The organism is Novosphingobium olei, from assembly GCF_037076535.1.
In the GTDB taxonomy this organism is placed as follows: domain Bacteria; phylum Pseudomonadota; class Alphaproteobacteria; order Sphingomonadales; family Sphingomonadaceae; genus Novosphingobium; species Novosphingobium olei.
The window spans coordinates 2,564,129-2,584,122 of the sequence record NZ_AP029021.1 but is presented as its reverse complement, the minus strand read 5'-3'; the positions used below and the strand labels follow the sequence as shown (position 1 = coordinate 2,584,122).

The 19,994-nt window shown below is 62.5% G+C and carries 17 protein-coding genes; 11 read left to right on the top strand and 6 right to left on the bottom strand.

All coding sequences use genetic code 11. The features are described from left to right. Nucleotides 1–40: 40 nt before the first annotated feature. Genes AACH40_RS12100 through AACH40_RS12085 form a run of 4 tightly spaced genes read left to right on the top strand, consistent with a single transcriptional unit; the run spans nt 41 to nt 6,449 of the window. A complete protein-coding gene (locus tag AACH40_RS12100; protein WP_338642642.1) occupies nt 41–973 on the top strand; it encodes a DUF7146 domain-containing protein in 933 nt (310 codons plus the stop codon). A 36-nt stretch (nt 974–1,009) separates the two neighbouring features. Continuing rightward, on the top strand, nt 1,010–5,251 hold the full coding sequence (locus AACH40_RS12095; protein WP_338642641.1) for a bifunctional class I SAM-dependent methyltransferase/DEAD/DEAH box helicase: 4,242 nt from the start codon (nt 1,010–1,012) through the stop codon (nt 5,249–5,251). A 53-nt stretch (nt 5,252–5,304) separates the two neighbouring features. Then, complete coding sequence (locus tag AACH40_RS12090; RefSeq protein WP_338642640.1) at nt 5,305–5,718, top strand: MbcA/ParS/Xre antitoxin family protein; 414 nt, start codon at nt 5,305–5,307, stop codon at nt 5,716–5,718. Continuing rightward, a complete protein-coding gene (locus AACH40_RS12085; RefSeq protein ID WP_338642639.1) occupies nt 5,715–6,449 on the top strand; it encodes an RES family NAD+ phosphorylase in 735 nt (244 codons plus the stop codon). Before AACH40_RS12090 ends, AACH40_RS12085 begins: the two co-directional genes overlap by 4 nt. 65 nt (nt 6,450–6,514) lie before the next feature. On the opposite strand, the gene AACH40_RS12080 is transcribed toward AACH40_RS12085, so the two are convergent. Beyond that, nucleotides 6,515–7,162 carry a DUF6933 domain-containing protein gene (locus tag AACH40_RS12080; RefSeq protein WP_338642638.1) on the bottom strand — a complete coding sequence of 216 codons (648 nt, stop codon included), beginning with the start codon at nt 7,160–7,162 and terminating at the stop codon, nt 6,515–6,517. Between the two features lie 50 nt (nt 7,163–7,212). Continuing rightward, a complete protein-coding gene (locus tag AACH40_RS12075) occupies nt 7,213–8,241 on the bottom strand; it encodes a hypothetical protein (protein ID WP_338642637.1) in 1,029 nt (342 codons plus the stop codon). A 408-nt stretch (nt 8,242–8,649) separates the two neighbouring features. Here AACH40_RS12075 and AACH40_RS12070 point away from each other — a divergent pair, with 408 nt between their 5' ends. Further along, nucleotides 8,650–8,973: a helix-turn-helix transcriptional regulator gene (locus AACH40_RS12070; RefSeq protein ID WP_338642636.1), complete on the top strand. Its 324-nt coding sequence runs from the start codon at nt 8,650–8,652 to the stop codon at nt 8,971–8,973. Further along, a complete protein-coding gene (locus AACH40_RS12065) occupies nt 8,963–9,811 on the top strand; it encodes an ImmA/IrrE family metallo-endopeptidase (protein WP_011445847.1) in 849 nt (282 codons plus the stop codon). Before AACH40_RS12070 ends, AACH40_RS12065 begins: the two co-directional genes overlap by 11 nt. A 251-nt stretch (nt 9,812–10,062) precedes the next feature. Here the strand turns inward: AACH40_RS12065 and AACH40_RS12060 are convergent, their stop codons facing one another. From AACH40_RS12060 to AACH40_RS12045, 4 genes are read right to left on the bottom strand one after another with little or no spacing between them, the layout of a single operon-like run. After that, a complete protein-coding gene (locus AACH40_RS12060; RefSeq protein WP_338642635.1) occupies nt 10,063–11,310 on the bottom strand; it encodes a hypothetical protein in 1,248 nt (415 codons plus the stop codon). A 2-nt stretch (nt 11,311–11,312) separates the two neighbouring features. Then, nucleotides 11,313–12,350 carry a DNA-processing protein DprA gene (locus tag AACH40_RS12055; RefSeq protein ID WP_338642634.1) on the bottom strand — a complete coding sequence of 346 codons (1,038 nt, stop codon included), beginning with the start codon at nt 12,348–12,350 and terminating at the stop codon, nt 11,313–11,315. Nucleotides 12,351–12,352: 2 nt separating this feature from the next. Then, nucleotides 12,353–13,006, bottom strand: a complete 654-nt coding sequence (locus tag AACH40_RS12050; RefSeq protein ID WP_338642633.1) for a hypothetical protein — start codon at nt 13,004–13,006, stop codon at nt 12,353–12,355. Further along, a complete protein-coding gene (locus tag AACH40_RS12045; RefSeq protein WP_338642632.1) occupies nt 12,999–13,997 on the bottom strand; it encodes a DNA-processing protein DprA in 999 nt (332 codons plus the stop codon). Before AACH40_RS12045 ends, AACH40_RS12050 begins: the two co-directional genes overlap by 8 nt. Nucleotides 13,998–14,134: 137 nt before the next feature. On the opposite strand from AACH40_RS12045, the gene AACH40_RS12040 reads away from it, so the two are divergent. From AACH40_RS12040 to AACH40_RS12020, 5 genes are all read left to right on the top strand, one after another. Continuing rightward, nucleotides 14,135–14,956, top strand: a complete 822-nt coding sequence (locus tag AACH40_RS12040; protein WP_338642631.1) for a hypothetical protein — start codon at nt 14,135–14,137, stop codon at nt 14,954–14,956. A gap of 242 nt (nt 14,957–15,198) precedes the next feature. Further along, entirely contained in the window at nt 15,199–17,187 is a 1,989-nt protein-coding gene (locus tag AACH40_RS12035; RefSeq protein WP_338642630.1) for a ParB/RepB/Spo0J family partition protein, read from the top strand. Nucleotides 17,188–17,354: 167 nt separating this feature from the next. Beyond that, on the top strand, nt 17,355–18,296 hold the full coding sequence (locus AACH40_RS12030; RefSeq protein ID WP_338642629.1) for an ArdC family protein: 942 nt from the start codon (nt 17,355–17,357) through the stop codon (nt 18,294–18,296). 11 nt (nt 18,297–18,307) lie between these two features. Beyond that, nucleotides 18,308–18,730, top strand: coding sequence for a hypothetical protein (locus tag AACH40_RS12025; protein WP_338642628.1), 423 nt, complete (start codon nt 18,308–18,310; stop codon nt 18,728–18,730). Nucleotides 18,731–19,034: 304 nt separating this feature from the next. Continuing rightward, complete coding sequence (locus AACH40_RS12020; protein ID WP_338642627.1) at nt 19,035–19,988, top strand: DUF2493 domain-containing protein; 954 nt, start codon at nt 19,035–19,037, stop codon at nt 19,986–19,988. The last annotated feature ends 6 nt before the right edge of the window (nt 19,989–19,994 follow it).

The following is a 19,994-nucleotide window of genomic DNA, read 5'->3' as shown; positions in this document are numbered from 1 at the left end:
GGAGGCTGCACGGGGAGGGCACCTCAACCGGAGAAGGTCGATGCCCCAGCTAAAGAATAGTCATCAACTCGAACGCCGCGCCCGCACGATTGTCGAACGCCTCAACGGAACATGGCGCCAGGGCAAGGGCATGTGCTGCTGTCCCGCCCACGATGACCGCACACCGTCGCTCAGCGTGGCCCTTGGGCGAAAGGCCATCCTGTTCCATTGCTTCGCCGGATGTTCGAATGAGGATGTCATTGCGGCGTTGGATCGCCAAGGCGTTCGTAGCCGCGAGCTCTTTGACGGTTCTGGCGCCTGGACCGCTGATCGGCAAAATCAGGGTGACTTCAGTCCCAATGCGCGACGCTTGTGGCAATCGGCTTCGGCGATCTTAGGCAGCCCCGTCGAACGATATCTCTCACAGCGCGGTCTCCAGCACGCATCTGGCCAACTTCGTTACCTGGACCGTACGCCGCTTGGGCCACGCGGGGCTGTTCAATTTATCCCTGCGATGTTGGCGGCAGTCACGACTGACATTGGCATTATCGCAGTACACAGGACATTTCTCGACGTGGCGCGCGGCAAGCTGGCCGGTTTCGAGCGGCCCAAGCGTGCGCTTGGCACCCTTGGCTGTGGTGCCGTCAGACTTGCGCCGCCGGTGCAGGGGCGTCTGGGTCTTGCCGAAGGTATCGAGAGCGCTCTGTCAGCAATGCAGATCTTCGGGATCCCGTGCTGGGCGACGCTTGGAAACGAGCGGTTCGGTCTCGTTTCGATCCCGGAGAGCGTGCGCGAGCTCTTCCTGTTCATCGACAATGACGCCGGAGGCGCTCTCGCCCAGGAGCGAGCGGTGCAAGCCTACGCTGGGCCTAATCGTGTCATCCACTCACGAGCACCAGCCTTGTCCGGTTTTGATTGGAACGATGAGCTGAAGTCGCGGCTTGCCCGAAAACCTGATCCATCAGCAGAGGGGAGGGGGCCTTCGGCTGATTGAGGCCTGCCCGCCGCAGGACCTCGTCAGGAGGTTCCCATGTCCAATTCTTCCCTCGCCTTTGCATTCGATGAACCATCTCCGCCCGTCGTTGTGATGGCGGCCCAGACCATGGCTTCTGAGCTGGCGGCAGGCCGCGTGCTCTCACGCAGCGACGTCACGCGCATCATGACGGAGCACTTCGGGGGCAGCGATGCTCTCGGGCGTTGGTCAGTTCGTGACGCTCACGCAGCTCTTGAGCTGGCACAGGTTCAATACCTGCAATCATCGGATCAGATCCAGCTCTCGGCTCCGGTCGACGAGGCGGAACAGTACTTCAGCTCCCTCGATGCCCGATTGCCGACCCAGACCAATCGCAGCGACGAGCAGATCGAATGGCAGCAGTTTGCGACGCCGCCGCGCCTTGCCTGGCTTGCTGCTCGGGCCTGCGCGCTGGCCACTGGCGAGCTTGTGCTCGAACCCTCGGCCGGAACGGGCATGCTCGCGGTCTGGGCCGCCAAGGCCGGCTCGCGCCTTGCCCTCAACGAAATCTCGCCGCTCCGCCGCGACTGCCTGAATGCTGTGTTCCCGGCTGCCCGAGTGGCCGGCCATGACGCTGAGCTGATCGACGAACTGCTTGATCCAGCCATCATCCCGAGCGTCGTGTTGATGAACCCTCCCTATTCGCACGGCATTGAGCGAGGGCACGATAGTCGCACCGGCTTGCGCCACCTGAGGTCGGCCTGGAACCGTCTGGCGTCCGGCGGCCGGATGGTCGCGATTATGCCGGAATGGTTCGATTGCGCGAGCTTTCTTACGGGGCTGAAGGGGCCGATCTCGCTGCGGCTCGATGCCGCCGTCGAACGTGCGTTCGTCAAGCATGGCACCGGGATCACCACGCGGCTGCTGGTCATCGACAAGGTGGAAGGCTCCACGGAGGCGGTCACTATCCGTACCAACGAGATCGGCCGGCTAGTCGATCTTGTCGATGCTTTGCCGGCTCGCGCCAGCTTGGAGGCTGTTCCCGAGCAATCGAGCCTTCCAGTTCGTTCGCCGTTTCGCCTGGTGGCCGCGCCGCGCAGGCCATTGCCGACACCAGCAAGGATCACTCCTGCAGCCACCGCTTTCGGGTCGCTCACCTACCACTCGCTCGAAACCCCTGCGCCGCTTGCCCCTCAGGTCGGCCACTATCTGCCCTATCGCCCGAGCAGGATCGTGATCGATGGCGCGGCCGAGCATCCAACGCCGCTCGTTGAGTCCGTCGCTATGGGGTCGATCGCCGCACCGATGCCCGAAGCTGTGCCGCAGCTGCCCGACGGGCTGGTTGCCAAGGGACTGCTGTCTGCTGCCCAGGCAGAGACTCTGATCTACGCTGCAAGCGCCCATGCGCGCGATCTGCCCGGCCGGTTCGAGCCAGATGACAAGGGCTGTTCGCTCAAGGCATCAGCGGAAGGGCAGACCTACCGGCAGGGCTATTTCCTCGGGGATGGAACGGGTGCCGGCAAGGGCCGACAGGTTGCCAGCGTCATTCTCGACCGCTGGGTGCGCGGGGAACGGCGCCATATCTGGATTTCAAAGAATGAAGCGCTGCTGGAAGATGCCCGGCGCGACTGGGCTGCGCTTGGCGGCCTGCCGATCGACATCCAGCCGCTTGCATCCTGGAAGCTCGGCACCCCCATCGCCATGCGCGAGGGCATTCTCTTCGTGACCTACCCGACCCTGCGTTCGGGCCGAAACGATGCGACTCGCCTCGACCAGATCCTCGCCTGGGCGGGCGACAACTTCGACGGCGTGATCGTGTTCGACGAGGCGCATGCCATGGCCAATGCAGCTGGCGGAGAAGGATCGCGGGGCAAGGTCAATGGCTCGGAGCAGGGTATCGCTGGCGTCCGCCTACAGAACCTCCTGCCGCGGGCACGCGTGCTCTACGCCTCGGCAACCGGTGCGTCAGACGTCAACAACCTGGCCTATGCGACGCGCCTTGGCCTGTGGGGTCCGGAGACCGCCTTCGCCAATCGCGAGGCGTTCGTCGCCGACATTCGTGACGGCGGGATCGCAGCGATGGAGTTGGTCGCCCGGGACCTCAAGTCGCTCGGCCTATACACCGCGCGCGCATTGTCCTTCGCCGGCGTCGAATACGAGATCCTCGAGCATCGCCTGACCGAGGATCAGATCGCGGTCTATGATGCCTACGCTGAAGCCTGGGCGATCATCCACGCCAACCTGCGCGAAGTGCTGGAGGCCACGAGGATCGTCGATAGCGAAACCGGCGGGACGCTCAACTCCGGGGCCAAGTCCGCAGCGCTGTCGATCTTTGAGGGGACCAAGCAGCGCTTCTTCGCGCAGCTGCTTCTGTCGATGAAGCTCCCAAGCCTGCTGCCCGCGATCGACACGGTGATTGCCGATGGTCACGCTGTTGTCGTCCAGCTGGTGTCGACCGCAGAAGCCATGCTCGACCGACGACTTGCCGACCTGTCTAACGAGGAACGCGAAGCTCTCGAGATCGACCTCTCCCCACGGGAATATGTGATCGACTATCTCGCCAAGAGCTTTCCTGTCCGCCTGATGGCAGTGTTCACCGACGAAAACGGCAATCCTCGCTCCGAGCCTATGACTGACGAGGATGGCGCACCTGTGCTCTGTCGCTCTGCGCTTGCCGCACGCGACCGGATGATCGAGCAGCTCTGCGCTCTGCCGCCGATTGCCACCGCCCTCGATGCCATCATTGAGCGCTTCGGCGTTGACCAGGTGGCGGAAGTCACCGGTCGCACACGTCGGCTCATTATCGGCCGCGATGGGCGCCAGAAACTTCAATCCCGCTCGCCGCGCGCCAATGTCGCTGAAACCCAGGCATTCATGGACGGTGCCAAGCGCATCCTGGTGTTCTCCGATGCCGGAGGCACCGGGCGCAGCTACCACGCCGATCTGGCCGCCAAGAACCAGGCTCGCCGCGTCTACTTCCTGCTCGAGCCGGGCTGGCGGGCTGACGCCGCAATCCAGGGACTTGGCCGCACCAATCGCACCAACCAGGCATCGGCTCCGTTGTTCCGGCCCGTGACCACCGATGTGCGCGGCGAGCGCCGCTTCATCTCGACGATCGCGCGGCGTCTGGACAGCCTTGGTGCTCTGACGCGCGGGCAGCGCCAGACTGGTGGCCAGAACCTGTTCGATCCCGCTGACAATCTCGAGAGCATCTACGCCAAGGAGGCGCTCCACCGCTGGTTCGGCTTGCTATTTACCGGCAAGCTTGAAGCGGTAAGTCTGGGGCGCTTTCAGGAGCTGACAGGTCTCAGGATCGAAGCCCCTGACGGGTCGATGGTCGATGACCTGCCGCCGATCCAGCGCTGGCTCAACCGCATCCTCGCACTTCCCATCGCCTTACAGAACGCGATCTTTGACGAGTTCATGGGGCTGGTCGAGGCGCGTATCGATGCCGCCCGACAGGCCGGCACACTCGACCTCGGCCTAGAGACCATCGCGGTCGAAGACTTCAATGTCCTGTCCGACACGTTGCTGCGCACCGATCCGCCCTCGGGCGCAACAACCCATCTGCTGGAACTGGAAATCGCCAGAGCCTTGAAGCCGCTCACCCTGAAGCGACTTGAGGAGCTTCACGGGCTTACCGGGCAGCGGCAGCGCCCGGTTCGTAACGCCCGCTCTGGTCGGGTCGCCCTGCTGGTCCCCGCCCGTAGTATTCTTGCCGATGACGGTACGCGCGTGGCCCGCTTCGAATTGCTGCGTCCGCTCAAACGCAGTCACATCACCGAGGATCAGCTGACTGAGAGCAGCTGGGAGTATATCTCCGTCGACGCTCTCCGCAATGCGTGGTCAACCGAGGTCGAGGAAGCTCGGACCAGACACAAGCGCGAGCGCCTCTATCTTGCGACGGGTCTCCTACTGCCGGTCTGGGACAAGCTTCCTTCGGATTTCGTGAGGGTCGGTCGAATCTCGGCGGCGGATGGCCGGTCGCTCCTTGGCCGGGAGGTTCCTGTCCATTGTGTTCCGGAACTGTGCCGGGCGCTGGGTCTGGCACGCGAGCAAACGCTCTCTGCCGAAGATATCGTTCAGACCGTCCTGGTGACCGGCCGACCCATGGAATTCGCCGGCCGTGAGCAGCTCATGGTCAAGCGCAGCCTGGTCAATGGCTCACAGCGAATTGAATTGACCGGATGGAGCGTAGCCCGCCTTGACTGGTACAAGGCCCAAGGCTGCTTTACGGAAATCATCCGCTACCAGACCCGGCTGTTCGTGCCGATCGAGGGCGCGCCGAGCGTGATTGCCAGATTGGCATCATCCGCATAAAATGTTGCCAAATGGCATTATTGAGCGTATGCACTGCCATATGGAGAAATGCCATGCTGGCTCTGCAACCCGTTGATACTGCCGTTACCGCTTTCCGTCCCGATCCGATTAGCCAGGACGAGGCAGCTGCCATGTTCCGGGCAATCCTCAATCTGTTCGGCAAATGGGAGTTGACCGACGAACAGGCGGCAACGCTGCTCGACATGCCAGTGCGCTCCTATCGCCGCTGGAAGGCCGAAGGCCCCGGGCGCGTCTCGCGCGATGGCCGCGCTCGGCTGTCCAACCTCATGGGCATCCACAAGGCGCTCCGGATCATCTTTTCGGAAAGCTCGCGGGGCTATGCCTGGATCAGGTCGGCCAACGATGCGTTCGGTGGAGCCAGTGCGCTCGACGTGATGCTCGGGGGCGAACTCACCGACATCATGCGGGTGCGTCGCTACCTCGACGCCGAGCGTGGTGGCTGGTGAACGAAACGGCGGATATCCCCGTTTCTCGAGTTGAGTGGAAGGGCTCTGTCAGGATCATCCGCAGCGCCTTTCCACCGATCGACCTGTTTGAGGACATCGCTGATCCAGCCGACTGGCCGCTGCTGATCTCGGCAGAGCAGAAGACCAATCCTCGCATCATGGCGACGATCGGCAATCTCGACCTTGTTCCGGTCGATCGCCGCGTCGGCGGTAACGGGGCCTCCTACCTCATGGCGCCATTCACCCACGTCAGCACGGATCGGCCAAGCCGTTTTACCGATGGCAGCTACGGCGTGCTCTACGTGGGCGACCGGTTCGAAACTGCTCTGTTCGAGACAATCCACCACCATGCCCGCTTCATGGCGCGAACCAAGGAAGTGCCTGGCTGGACCTCGCAGTTCCGGGAGATCGTCATGGCGGTCGATGCAGACCTCCATGATCTCAGAGCTGCAGATGCAGAACCGACCCCGATGCTGGACCCTGACAGCTACGCGGCATCTCAAGCTCTTGCTGCGAATCTCAGGGGCTCGGAATCCGACGGCATTGTCTACCCTAGCATCCGTCATCCTGGTGGCGAGTGCGTCGCACTCTTCTACCCGGACTGCGCGTCAAATCCCTTGCAGGGACGGCACCTCGATTATCACTGGGATGGCCAGCGCGTTGACCTTGTCCGTGATGCCGGTTCGGGAGATGTTTTTCGCATCGTCGACTTGCCGCCCGATCCCGTCTGACCGCGTGAGTTGGGCTTCCGGCCGAGTGTTGTAGGATCTGGGAGCACAGTGTCCGGCCAGCAGACTCAAGTCTGCGTACCAGCCTTCACGATTTCATGAAGGGCTTTGTCCGGCGAAACCGGGCCCTTGTACAGCGGGCTACATGGCGTCTCCGCTAGCTTGGCCGAAATCGCTAGGAGGTCGTCATCATCACCCTTTTCATAGGCATAGGCGGCCAGCCAGAATTCGGCCTGCTTAACGAACTCGTTGAGGATGCCCACGACACTCCGGTTCGCGGTCTTTGCATACTGGACGGTGTCCATCCGCCACACTTCCTGCGCGATGAATTCAGATGAGACGCCGTGCTCTCTCAGAACCAGCGCCAATTGTGCGGGGAGTCTTCGAGCAAGCGTGACCGCTGGGGCTAGCGGCATAAGCACGGGAAGCAGCGTGCGCTCAGAAACCAGCAAAGCGACTTGCGGCTTCCAGAACAACAATGTGGCATACCAATTGCCCAAGGCGGTGTCGCTTGGCTCAGGCGCAACGATTTCCGGTTTAATCCGATCAAGCAGCTTCTTGGTGCAATGGAGGTGGAACATCGCGGCGAAGGATAGTGTTCGGCGTCCAGCGCGTCCACCGAAGCTGCCGGCTTCGCTGCGAAAATAGCAAGAACCGCCAACAAAGCGCTCATTGAGCAGCCGTAGCTTGTTCGTTGATAGCTGTCCTTCGTTCATGCGAAACTCAAGAACTGGACCAACTCACAGACCGAAGGCGCCACCTCTTATCAGCGGAACAACCTTCGTCCACGACGCCCAAGCCCTCGCTCGTCCAGCCCCTTCTGGATCAATACCAGGAGGCGGTCCCTCCAATCGTCGGAGTGGATGATCCGATCGAAGTGGGCATCGCGGTCGCGAAGCAGTTCGAGGCGGGAGCGCTGCGAAATGATAGGCCAATCCTCGTAGAGGACGTAAACTGCATTTCCGTATTTGAGGTTCTCGAACACCACCAGGTCGTCGGCGAACTGAGCTCCGAAGTAGGAGCCGAAGCCGCCTTGCCCGCGAATATATGCGGTGGGGTTCAGCCGCTCGAAAAGACGCACACGGTCGCGGACATGCTTGTCGAAGTCCGGTGCGTTGCGCGGGTCCACTGGTTGTTGCGCCAGCCGCTCGATCACCTCGTCTATCGTGCCCGGCGGGAAGATTTGCCAGTCGAGGGTAATGGTGGCGATGTAGTCGTCCCGCGTGGCGTCGGCCGCGAAAACCCCCGTTACACCCGTGTTCTCCTGAAGAACATTTATGAACCACAGTAGCATCAGATCGAACTCGCTTTCGGCCCGCTCCAGGTAAGGGGTCAGGGTGAATTTGATGGCGACGTAATCACCGCCCCCGTCTTGCAGCACCTCCGGTTGGATCAGCATCCCCTGCGGTTCGAACACCTGATGCTGATAGACCTCACGATCCCATGTATGCATGTGGGTGCCGTATGTGCCTGCGTCCCCAAAATTCGGCGTCTCGAATACATAGGTTTTCGTGACCATCGGCCAGTCGGTTCGCTTCCGATCCCACCCGTGGGCATTACGCTCCGACCATTTACCGGCATCTGCGGGAGGCATTACCGGCCCGTCGATGATTATGGCGCCGTCCGCTGCCCGCAATCCGATGTGGGCGTACTCGCCCCGTTCGATGTCTGCGCGAGCAATCCTCTTCGTGGCCGCAATCACAATAAGATCGCCCTCAACTTCTTCGAGCGCGGTCAGAACGTGCGGGGGAACCTTGCGGTAGTTCCTCTTCCACCGAAATGTACGGAAGGCCATTTCGCATTGTCTCCTGAAAAGGAAGCGCCGCCCGGGTGAGCGGGCGGCACTGAATGCTTATTTCTCGTGGGTAGTGGTGTTCGGGCTCCGCTTGCCGTGCGCGGAGGTTACAAAGCGCCCGGAGATCGCACTGCGATACGCACCGCCGGTGCTTCCGCTCTTGCCGCTCGCTTCGTGGACCGTGGTGCTCGGGCTGCGTTTCCCGTGTGCCGAGGTCACGTAGCGTCCACTGATTGCGCTGCGGTAGTGCCCACCGCCACTTTTACCTTTTGCCATAATCAACGCTCCTTGTGCTCGTGGCAGGTGAGTTCGCTACTGCCATACGCGGTGTATGGCGACTACGAGTTCGCTTGTCAAGCATAAGGAGTCAGGTTATCGCCGAACTTCCCTAACAGCACCGGAGGACAGATGCCATCCCTGCTCGGCACCAAGATTAATGAACTTCGTCGGGAACGCGGGCTCACGCTTGAACAGCTTGCGCAAGCGACCGACAGCTCAAAGAGCTATATGTGGGAGATCGAAAATAAGGACGTTGCCCGCCCATCTGCCGAGAAACTTGAGAGGATTGCGAACGCTTTAGGTGTCACGTCCGCGTTCCTGATTGACGCCTCGCAGGTCAAGCCGACCGAGGATGTGGAAGACACAGCATTCTTTCATCGATTTCAGAAAGCTGATCCCGATGTGAAGGCGAAGCTCAAGCGGATTCTGGACGTGCTGGACGATGAGAAGTGATCCCACCACCCCAAGCGCGTGGGCCAATACCCTCGTGACGATGTGGGGGCCGCGGTTCCCGGTAGATGTGCGGCAAATCGCGCTCGAATACTCCAAGCGATTCAGCGATCCCGTCCTGGACATCATTGAAGCGCCGGTGCCGAGCTTCGAGGGCGCGCTTGCTCCGCTCAAAAAGCGTGGCGGGTGGGCCATCCTGTATAATCCGGGCATCCGCTCGGCAGGGCGGATAAATTACACCCTCGGGCACGAATGGGGACATTACCTGTGTCACCGCCAGCAATCGCCCGCTGGATTCGAGTGTGGTGAGAGCGACGTGCTGGGCGGATCGCGGCAGCAGGAGCGGGAGGCAGATAAGTTCGCATCCTATCTGTTGATGCCGCTCACCGATTTCCGAGCCCAGGTAGGTAAACAGCGCATGACTCTGGACCTCTTGAAGCACTGCGCTGATCGCTATGATGTATCGCTGACGGCCGCTGCGTTAAAGTGGCTGGAAAGCACCGGTCTGTGCGCCGCCGTTGTGGTCGCCACCAACGGCTTCGTGTTGTGGGGCCGCCGGAGTGCAGCAGCGGGCCGCGCTCGCATCTTTTTCCCATCCGGCATGGAATTGCCGCGAGGGTCTCTCGCCGCAGGAAGCGGTGGCTCATCTCCCCCGCCCGAGGGGCAGGACCTGCCGCCGGGCGTCTGGTGGAACCGGCCGGTGCGCGAAGTCGCAATTTTTGCTGACCATTACGAAATGACAATCTCGCTGCTTATCTTTGAGGACCACGGCGTGTTGCCCGACGGCTGGGAAGACGATGAGGTCGAGGACACGGTTGATCGCTTTGCGCTGAGGAAATAGACAGCGATCGCCGATTTTGCTGTCTGCCCGCTCCAGAGCGCCGAAGCAGCAATAGCCGACATTGGGAGCGCACCTGTGTTTCCGGCACATCCACGACAAAACCGTCATAGAGCGTCAATCATGGCACTCGGCGTCATCGATCACAGCAGAAAGCGTGAGGCTGACAACTGACGTTAGCCGAGTGACGTTCAGAGGGAAGGAACCGAGAGGGCAATGGCGTTTCTGATCGTTTTGCAGTGAAAACGCCTGCTTCATATATCGGCGGGCCAAGCCCAGCTGAAGTAGCGATTATAGACGTCGGCGAGGTCAGTCGGCGCAGCATGCGAGCTGATCGCGCTCGAATACCAGTGCGTTGTGGTCGCGATCGGTGTCGGGAAGGTTTGCGCGATGTAGGGATTGAACGGGCCGAAGGTTGGTGACACGGCGCGATAGTCCTTATTGATCGTCTTGAGCCAGCTCACGCAGACCGTTTGCGCTCCTGCGGCCCTCAGATAGGCCCGCGCACCCTCGAAGCTGTTACCCTCGGTGCAGATATCATCGATAACGAGGACACGCTTGCCGCCGCGCGCAGGCGGCGACTTATAGGGTTTGCCGCCCACGCCGCGGACGGGTGCAGGGTTGAGCCGGATCGTGTTGAGCTGATTGTCGAGGCCCACGCTTCCCCCTGAGGCCCGCGCGGTCTGCGATTTCACCGCTTTGGTGTGACGGAGAATGAGGTCGGGCAGATAGCTCTTGCGCAGTGACTGCCCCAGGATGTTAAGCGCCTCACTGATCACCGTCGCGTTGGAAGTAGGCGCGTGCCCGGGATAGGCGGTGATATAGTCGATCTCGTCAGCGAGACCTGAAAAGTAGATGCGCGCCGCGAGCAGACGGCCCCAGAAATTCGCATCACCGGCACCGTGTTTCGAGGTCGCCTTGGCGTTTTCAGAATAGGCATGCGCTTGTGCGTAGCGCGGCGAGAGCGTTGTGAAAGGCGCGAGCGCATAGACCCGCAGATCGCCCTGTTCGAGCGCCCAGAACCAGCCGTCGAGTCCCAGACAGAGGCAGTCGACAAAGCGCGCGACGTCGCGTGGAGAGTCGAATTGAAAGCCGTAGGGGCTCGCCACTCCGTGCCACATGACGTTCACAAACATCAGGCCGCCATTGGCAGCGGTCTTCATATCGTCGGTTGTGTTGCCGACATAAAGGACCTCATTCCGCTGCCAGCCCTTGTCGGAGAGGATATGCGCGGTGGAATCGGCGCGTGGCTTATACGGCATCCCGTTTTGGCCGCCGATATAATAGCTGATCGGACCGAGCCGCTCTTCGAGCAGGGTCCGGAACGGCTTCGACTGGTCGGGACTGGTGACCGTCCAGTCATGGTTGCCAATGAAAACCGGCTCGACACCCCGCGCCTTGAGATAGCGCAACAGCCGCAGCGTTTCCTCAAACAACGGCGCGTTGATCGTGCCCTTGGTCACGAGCACATCGTGCAGCGAAAAGATCGCCCCCTTGAGCACGGCTAGCTATCCCCAAATAGCGAAAGTTGGCCCAACTGAGCGGGTGAAGACTTGCCGATCGCGGACCGGACGAAGGCGTCGAACCGTCCCTGGTCGTGCGGTACGGTGAAGATTTCGCCGGTCGGAAGCCCCATGCCACGCTCCAGCACTACGCGCTCGTCCGGCCACTCAGGCAAGCGTAGGCAGGCAATAGGCCGCCCGAGCGCGGTCGCGAAGCGGATCGTATGGGCCGTGCCGCTGCGGCGATTCCATTCGGCTGGGATCAGGATCCGGCCGAGCGCCGCCTGGAGCCGGTTGCGCTGGACGAAATTCTCTGCGCTGTAGGACGCTGTTGGTAGATACTCGCTGACGATCGCGCCGCCGGTCGCCAGAATATGATCGCGCAGTCGACCTGAGCCCTTGGGATAGTCTTCGAGCATGCCGGTGCCCAGCACTGCGATCGTCGGCACGCCAGCGCGTAGCGAGTGTTCATGCGCCAGCTGATCGATGCCGGCCGCGAGGCCACTGACGGTCGGTACACCCCATTCGCCGAGACAAGCGCCCACATAGCGTGACAGGAAGAAGCCGTCGGCGCTGGGCTTGCGGGTACCGACGATCGCAATGGACGGCTCGGCAAGGCGCTCGACGCTGCCCTGCACGAAAAGCCAGTGCGGCGGGCGTTCAAGGTCGAGCAAGGCGGAGGGAAAGCCGGGCGACCCCCGAAAGAGCAGACCGATGCCGAGCGCTTCGAGATGCTCGGCCAGGCGGTCACCCTGTTCAAGCGCATGCCCGCGAACCCGCGACCAGTGCCGCTCTGAGATGGCCTTGCCGTCGCTGCCTGCAGGGTTGGACGCCTCTGGCCCATATTCGAGCGCATCGCTGAACGATCTTTTGTCGTCGGCCATGGCGAACAGGGTTTTCTGACCAATGCCCCGCACCGTCGCGAGAGCGAGAAAGGCACGCTCCTCGTCGATCGTGCCCGCGCTCGGCGGAGTGAGCGCGGTCGCCGCATGGACGTCGCTGACACGGTCTGGCGGTCCGTCGTGGCCTGGTCGATCCATGCTCACAGGCCTCCAAAGGCAAGTGGATCGTCGGGAAAGACCCGCCGCGCGACGAAGAGGCCGATGATCGGAACATTCGGAAATCGGGCCGCAAGCACGGTGTGCATGGCCCGGTAATGGGTTCCGGCTGTCAGGACATCGTCGACGATACCGATTGCCTGCGGTGCCGGGGCGGCAATGGTTTCGTCGATCGAGTAGAGATCGAGCAGGTGTTCGACGGTGACGCGGTCACCTTGTCCCGCTTCGTGCGACGCGGTGGTCGAGGCAGCCTGACGGACGAGCGCGCGCACGTCGGGCGCAGGCTGGCGCATCAGCCGGCAGATGCGCTCCATGCGATCATCATATTCCGGGTGATCTGTTGCCTTCGACCCGGGCACGGGCACGAGGGTAGCATTGCCGAGCCACGCCGGGTTAAGCGCGGCGCCGAGCGCGCGGCCGCACGTGCCGATCGCTTGGCCCTTGTACCAGTAATGTGGCTGGTCGGCTTGGCTGGGCTTCTTCTTGAGATTGCTGATCAGCTGGTTGGTGGCGCTGAAGGAATAGTCGCGGTGCGAGGTATATTCGTAGAGATAGTAGCACCGATCCTCGGCCGTCAGGTGATAATGATCCCCGCGGCTCGTCTCATCGATCTGCGAGAGCCGGACACCGTCAACCAAGGGCGCTCCAGATGTCGTCGGGCGTCTTCACGCGCACTGCACCTTCGGCTTCGAAGCGGGCTGGCCACGTGATGTCCGTCCGCTGGAAGCAATTGTCGAGAATGAAGAGCTTGCGGCCCTGATGGAGCGCGGCGCGCGCCTGGGTCAGCGTGCCCGACGTATCGCCAGCCTCGACGATGATCGTGCCCTCGGTGAGAGCGCTCATCGTGACATTGCGCTCGGGGAAGAAAAGCCGGTTATGCTGGGGTGCTTGCTTGGCGTAGCGAAGAACCGGCACCTGCGAGATCAGCAGATGATCGCGGGCGATCTCCTCTTGCAGATCGGCATTCTCCTTGGGGTAGCAGGATCCAAGCGGCGTCCCGATCACGGAAATGGTGCGTCCACCGCGCGCGATCGCGCCGCGATGGGCAGCCGAATCGACGCCCTTGGCAAGGCCAGAGACGACCGTGAAATCGCGATCGACGAGTTCGCGCGCAAGCCGCTCGGCGCGACGGATACCTTCGGGCGAGGCCTCGCGGCTGCCGACGACGGCCACGCACCGGGTTTCGGTGATCTCCCAGGCGCCGCGATAATAGAGAAGCTCGACTGGGTGGCGCGCGTCGCGCAGCTTTGCGGGATAGTCACCGGCATGATGGATGCGGACGCCAAACTGATGGACACCGGCCTTCTTGAGCTTTGCCATCACCTCGGCCGCGCACTGCTCGGCAAGCTGGGCGGGCACGAAGTCGGACGGAAGCGCTTCGGCATCGAGCGCAAAGCGATCGGCCAGGGTTTTGAAGGTCGCCCCCTTTTCCAGCCACAGGGCCTCATAGGCGCCGAGCTCTCGGCGCGGCGAGATTGGCGCCAGCGCTGGCCCTGGATCGTTAAGGGCGAGACGCATGCTTATGCGGCCCTTGCGTCGGTTGAATATATGTGTCCCATCCAGGTTTGTCCTTCCCCTCGGTGCCAGCCTCGGCTTGACAGATGTGAAGCCAAGGACGTGCCAAGGCAAGTGAAACGTCCGCGCGCTGCTCCAGGTGCCGCGACACGAGACGAAGCGTCCTCAACAGCCGCTCAATAATGTTCTCTATTCGTTCCAAAGTCAAGGTGGGGCTTGGTCGAGCAAGTCCCTTCGCATAGGTTGGATTCATGCGAGATGAAGATGACGATCGAGAAAGGAAACGGTGGGAGGACGCTGAGGAGGAGCGCCACTATTGGGAATCGATTGAGGACGAAAAGCGGGAAGAAGAAGAGAAAGCGGCGCAGGCACGAGCTGACGCCATAGAGGCCATGGAAACGTGGTTCTTCGAGCAGTTCGAAGATCCGCAAGTCGAGATGCCTCGCGACAGCGAGGAGCAGAGCTTCATCTTTCCGTGGGGTGGCCCGTTCGAAGCAAGCGATGTCCTCCACGGCGAGTTTTCACACCGGTTCGACGAAGCGACTATTATGGCGGCGGTCGAGCATATCGAGCGCGACGGCCCAGTCGAATGGGCGCCAACCTCACACGGCGACTTCTATGAGCATCCGGACAGCGAACCTGACGAAGAGCCCGAAGCGACGCGCGTGGAGTTGACGGGCCGCATCCTGGATCGTCTCGATCAGCTTGAAGCGGCGATCGCGGCAACGCCTGGGCAGCCGGGCAATATTGGCCACAATGCGCCGCCAGAAGAGATTGGTCTGCCGCCATACGGCGACGAGGAAGTGGCGGAGATCAAAGCGGCGATTGCCGAGACGCGTACGGAACTGGCTGAGGCCGACCCCGACGCCGCCGTGCTTGCCACCCAGTCTCGTCGATTCGAGCAATGGGGCAAGAAACTCGGCCTATGGCTCGCCAAGAAAGGCGATCTGGCGGTCGACGAGCTCATCAAGAACGGCATCAAGGCTATTACATGGGCCGGCGCGCTCACGCTATTCGGTGACCTGGCGCATGACCTTTTCGCGCTGGCCAAGGCCTTGCTCGCTCATTTCTAAGCGTCATCGTCTGCGACATCGCTGTCGCAAAGCCGCGCGAAATTCGGGGCTGCGGTGCTTAGCTCCGCATAGAGCGGCATGACGAGCATGAGCGAGGTCGCGAGGCACTCAATCAGAAGCCAGGCGCAGCGCGCATAGGCGGATCTGCTACGACCGTATGAGAGGGGAGTTGGCTTTGCCCTGATTGAGCCAGTTGGGCGTCGATGGTCGATGCGCCGGGCTCACAATCAGGAGTGTGTCCCATGATCAAGTCGATCCCGCTGAACAAGCTCGTCCAGTCTCCCCGCAATGTCCGCCGTCACGGCGATCCGGGAGCAGACGCCGAGCTTAAGGCCAGCGTTGCAGCGCATGGTCTGTTGCAGAACCTCATCGTCCGGCCTGCCGCCAAGGGCAAGTTCGAGGTCGAAGCTGGCGAGCGCCGCCGCCGCGCAATGCTGGCACTCGCAGACGAAAAGTTCCTCGCCCGCGATCACGAAGTCACATGCCTCGTGCTCGAGGACAGCGCCGCAGCCGCGGTCGAGACCAGCCTCGCGGAGAACTTCCACCGCCTGGCCATGAACCCTGCCGATGAAGCCCAGGCATTTGCGGCAATCGTGACAGGCGGTGCGACTGTTGAGAATGTTGCGCGCCGCTTCGGCCTGACCGTCCGCTTCGTCGAGGGCCGTCTGCGTCTCGCGATGCTCGCGCCCGTCGTGTTCGAGGCACTGGCCTCCGGCCAGATCACTCTCGACATCGCCAAAGCCTTTGGCGCAACCTCGGACCAGGAAATCCAGGCCCGCGTCTTCGAGCAGGTTTCCTCGGCCTACTATGCGCCCAATCCCGACAGCATTCGGCGAATGGTCCTCTCCGGGACCGTCCGAGGCAGCGATCCCCGTGCCCGGCTTGTTGGCCGCGATGCCTACATCGCTGCCGGGGGTCGGATCGAGCGCGAACTGTTCGACGACGACGACAGTGAATCCTGGGGCGATGTCGCCTTGCTCGAGAGCCTCGCGGCGGCGAAGATGGAAGAACAGGCGAAGGCGCTCGCAGCCGAGCAGGGCCTAGCCTGGGTCAAAACCACGCTCGATCCCTATGCCAGCCACGATCTGGTCGAAGGGCTGGTCAGGCTTCCTGCCGAACCGGCGCCGCTCACTGAAGCGGAACTGGCGAGGCTCGACAAACTCGATGCCTCCTATGACAAACATGCGGCGATCCTCGAAGATGAGGACAGTGCCGAGGAGGCCATGGCGGCAGCCGAAGCGGCTATCGAGGCCATCGAACGCGAATGCCAGGAAATCCGCGCACGCCCGCCAGTCATCGCGGCCGAACTCAAGGCCGAAGCGGGCATGATCCTGGTCCTCTCGCGCGATGGCACACCGGTTCTCCAGCCCGTATTCTATGGTGAGAGGCAGGCTGAACCCGCTGAAGCCGACAGCGGCATCGAAGTCATTCCGGCGGACGATGGCTCGGACAAGCGCCGGACCACCTTGTCCAAGCGCCTGGTGGATGAGCTGGCCATGCAGCGCCGCGACGTCCTGGCCCTGCATGTTGCCTCTGATCCCGGGCTTGCGCTCGACATCATGGTCTTCACGCTGGCTGATGCCGATACGCACGACTGGCGGGCGCGGGCCGCAACCACGCTGCGTGCGCCTCTTCCGGCAGGGCCGATCATTGGCTTCGAGGCCAAGGATGCTCCGGCCAGCGGCGCGCTTGCCGAGCTCAGGTCCAGTCTCGACGAAAGCTGGCGCGCGGGCACTGATGCGACTTCCCGCTTCGACCTCTTCCGGGCGCTGTCCGACGACAGCCGTGCCGCTTGGCTTGGCTATGTCGTTGCCCGGTCGCTCGAGGCGAGCCTCAACATGGCGGGCGAGCGCCAGCTGCCGTTCCAGGATCACCTTGGCAGCCTGATCGGCATCGACATGGCGCAGTGGTGGCGACCGACTTCGGCGAACTACTTCGACCGAGTGTCAAAGCAGGTGATCCTCGACGCGTTGACCGACGTCGGCGGTCTCGAGCTTTCCTCGCGCTTTGCTGCGGTCAAGAAGGGCGACCTCGCGATGAGTGCCGAGCGCGTCTTCGCCGGCACCTACATCACCGAAGTCGAGGTGCGCGAGAAGGCTCTAGCCTGGGTGCCTGAGGTCATGCGCTTCGCTTCCGCTGCGCCGGATGCTGGCGAGCCCAAGATTGACGCCACTGACGCTGAGCCAGGCGTCGATACCGAACATCAGCCCCCCCGCGAGTTGGCCGCCTGACCTCCTCCTGACAGGCAAGGCCACTCGCACCTCGCGAAGCGGTCCTTCGGCTCACGCCGGAGGGCCGCTTCCTTTTTGGAAGAAGAGCAGAGGGGGCTCGGGGACCTGCGGCACTGACCGGCGAACCCGTCGCCGACTGACCAGATGCCAAGATCAGGAGAACCATCATGGCCTATCGCAAGGGACAGAGCAGCGGCTTGTCGCCCGCTACCCACATTACCCTGGAAATCATTTCACGCCTGGAAGCTGGCACGAAGCCGTGGATCAAGCCGTGGCGAGGCGTGCCCGTTTCGCGGCCCCTGCGGGCCTGCGGGATTCCGTACCGGGGCATGAATGTGTTCTGGCTGTGGATGGTCGCCGACATGTGCGGCTATGCCTCACCGTTCTGGATGACGTATAACCAAGCCAAGTCGCTTGGCGCCCAGGTCCGCAAGGGCGAGAAGTCGACCATCGCGATCTTCTACAAGAACTACACCAAGGAGGTGGAGGCTCCCAATACCGGCGAAAAGACCGACGAGGCCCGCCGGGTGCTGAAGGCCTATCCGGTCTTCAATGCCGATCAGGTCGAAGGTCTGCCCGAGCGCTTCCATCCGGCTGCAACCCTGGAGCTGGTCGAGCCTGAAGGGCGCGAGGCCGAACTTGATACCTTCTTCGCCGCCATCCCCGTCAATCTGCGCCACCAAGGCTCTGAAGCCTATTACGAACCTACTGCAGATCGCGTGACGATGCCGCCGACCAGCCTGTTTTCCGGCTTCGACCACTACTATGCCACGCTCGCCCACGAGCTGTCGCACTGGACCGGCCATGCCAGCCGCCTCGGGCGTGATCTCAAGAACCGCTTCGGCACGGCGGCCTATGCCGCCGAGGAACTGGTAGCCGAGCTATCGAGCGCCATGCTCGGCGCTGAGCTGGGGCTGCCGGTCACGCATCTCGACAGCCACGCGAGCTACATCGAGCATTGGCTCAAGCTTCTGAAGGATGACGACCGCGCCATTCTGACCGCTGCCGCCAAGGCCGAGGAGGCTTCGAGCCTACTGCTGAAGCTTGGCGGAAGGGCCACGCTCGAACAGTTCGACGACGCGTCAGACGACGCTGCGCTCGCTGCCTGAGGGAGGATATCATGGGCCGATCGGTCAGCTATCCCAGCGGCGCAATCGTCGCGTTCACGGCTCTCGAGGTCGAAGCCGAGGACGACTGGGATTTCGAGTATGAATGGCTACGTGACGACCTGCGCGAGCGGGCCGGCCGAGCCTTCCCGTCGCTGATCCCGCACGACGGATGGCGCGGTCGGGAAGATCGGATCCTCATGCGCAATGCCTATGCGGATTTCGGCGTATCGGTCTACGGCTGGCTGGTGGCTGTCTGGATCGTCGAACGTGCTGACGGCGCCTATTGGGACGCCGATTGGCGCACGGCTCGTTCACCGCGGGCACGGCGCTGGCTGTCCCAGATCGCACACCGCTTCGATGCCGTGTTCGGCGACTACGACTGCCTTGGACACATGTCGAACGGGGAAGGCGTTTACACCAAACGCGCGGCTTGAGCCGAGCTGGGCGTAACACTGCATGAGGCATGGGGCTTGCCCTTGCCAGTGGTCTGTTCCGACCGCCCATGGACTGACGCCATGCGAGAGAGGCCCTGGGCCAGCCGCCAGTCTTGCGCAACCCGGCTTGGTCGGGCCCGTGTTGGCCTTCGCCCTTCGGGCTCAAGGCCTGCCCGCGCCAGCCCGCCAAGCCAGGTTTCCCCTGACGGGTGCGCAACCCTGCCTGAATGCTGGCCCTGACGGGCTCTCGCTGGCGCAGCCATGAACGGGTGTGTCGGCCTCACGCCAGTCAGGAGGACATCCCATGCACACGTCATTCGCCGATCAACTCGCCGGGCTCGATCTCGCCGGATTCTCGATTGGACCCGCTCCCGTATCGACCAGCGATTTCCCGGTCCGGGAGGCGGTCGTCCAAACCCTCGAAGCAGTCTGGTCCGATCTTTTCGCCATGGTGTCCGGGACCGCTCTTGAAGCCGACGCCGAGGATCTTGGCTGGACCTTCGTCAACATCTTTCACCGCTCCGCCGAGCGCAAATCGACTGCCCTTGACCGGGCGACCGACGAGGTCCGCGCGCTGCTTGCGACGGCTGACGGATCCGAGGTCCACACCCATGAACTCGAGACCCAGGTCGAGCGGGCGCAATGCGCCGAAAGCGCGATGCTGGCGCTCGAAGAGATGCGCGAAGTCGCAGCAGCCCTATACCTCAACGAGTTCGGTTCCTCCTGGAAGCCGGTCTCGAGCTCGCGCTTCAATCACGGCGCCATGCTGACGTCTGCGCTCGTTGAAGGCCGCGATTTTCTGCGTGCCCGTGCCGAGGCCAAGCGCCGTGCCGCCATGCCTGAAGGCACGCCCGTGGTGTTCGCCGGCGGGCGTACCCGTCATGCAACCGAAGCCGATGCGCTGACCTTCGGCAACAATGTCTGGGCTACGCTCGACAAGGTCCGCGACCGTGTGCCGGACATGGTGCTCATCCATGGCGGCGACACCAAAGGTGTCGACCGTCTGGCTTCGAGCTGGGCTGAACGTCGCGGGATCCCGCAGGTGACGTTCTCGCTCGATATGCGTCTCGGCGCCCGTGCCGGTTTCAAGCGCAACGAGCGGATGCTCTCACTCGATCCGCGCTACGTCATCGCGTTCCCGGGCAATGGCGTACTCGAACGCCTGGTCATCGAAGCCAAGGCGCGGCGGATCACCGTGGTCGATCGCCGCGGCGCCCTCGGCACCAATCCTAAGAACACTTCGGTCAGGACCGACTGAGACCCT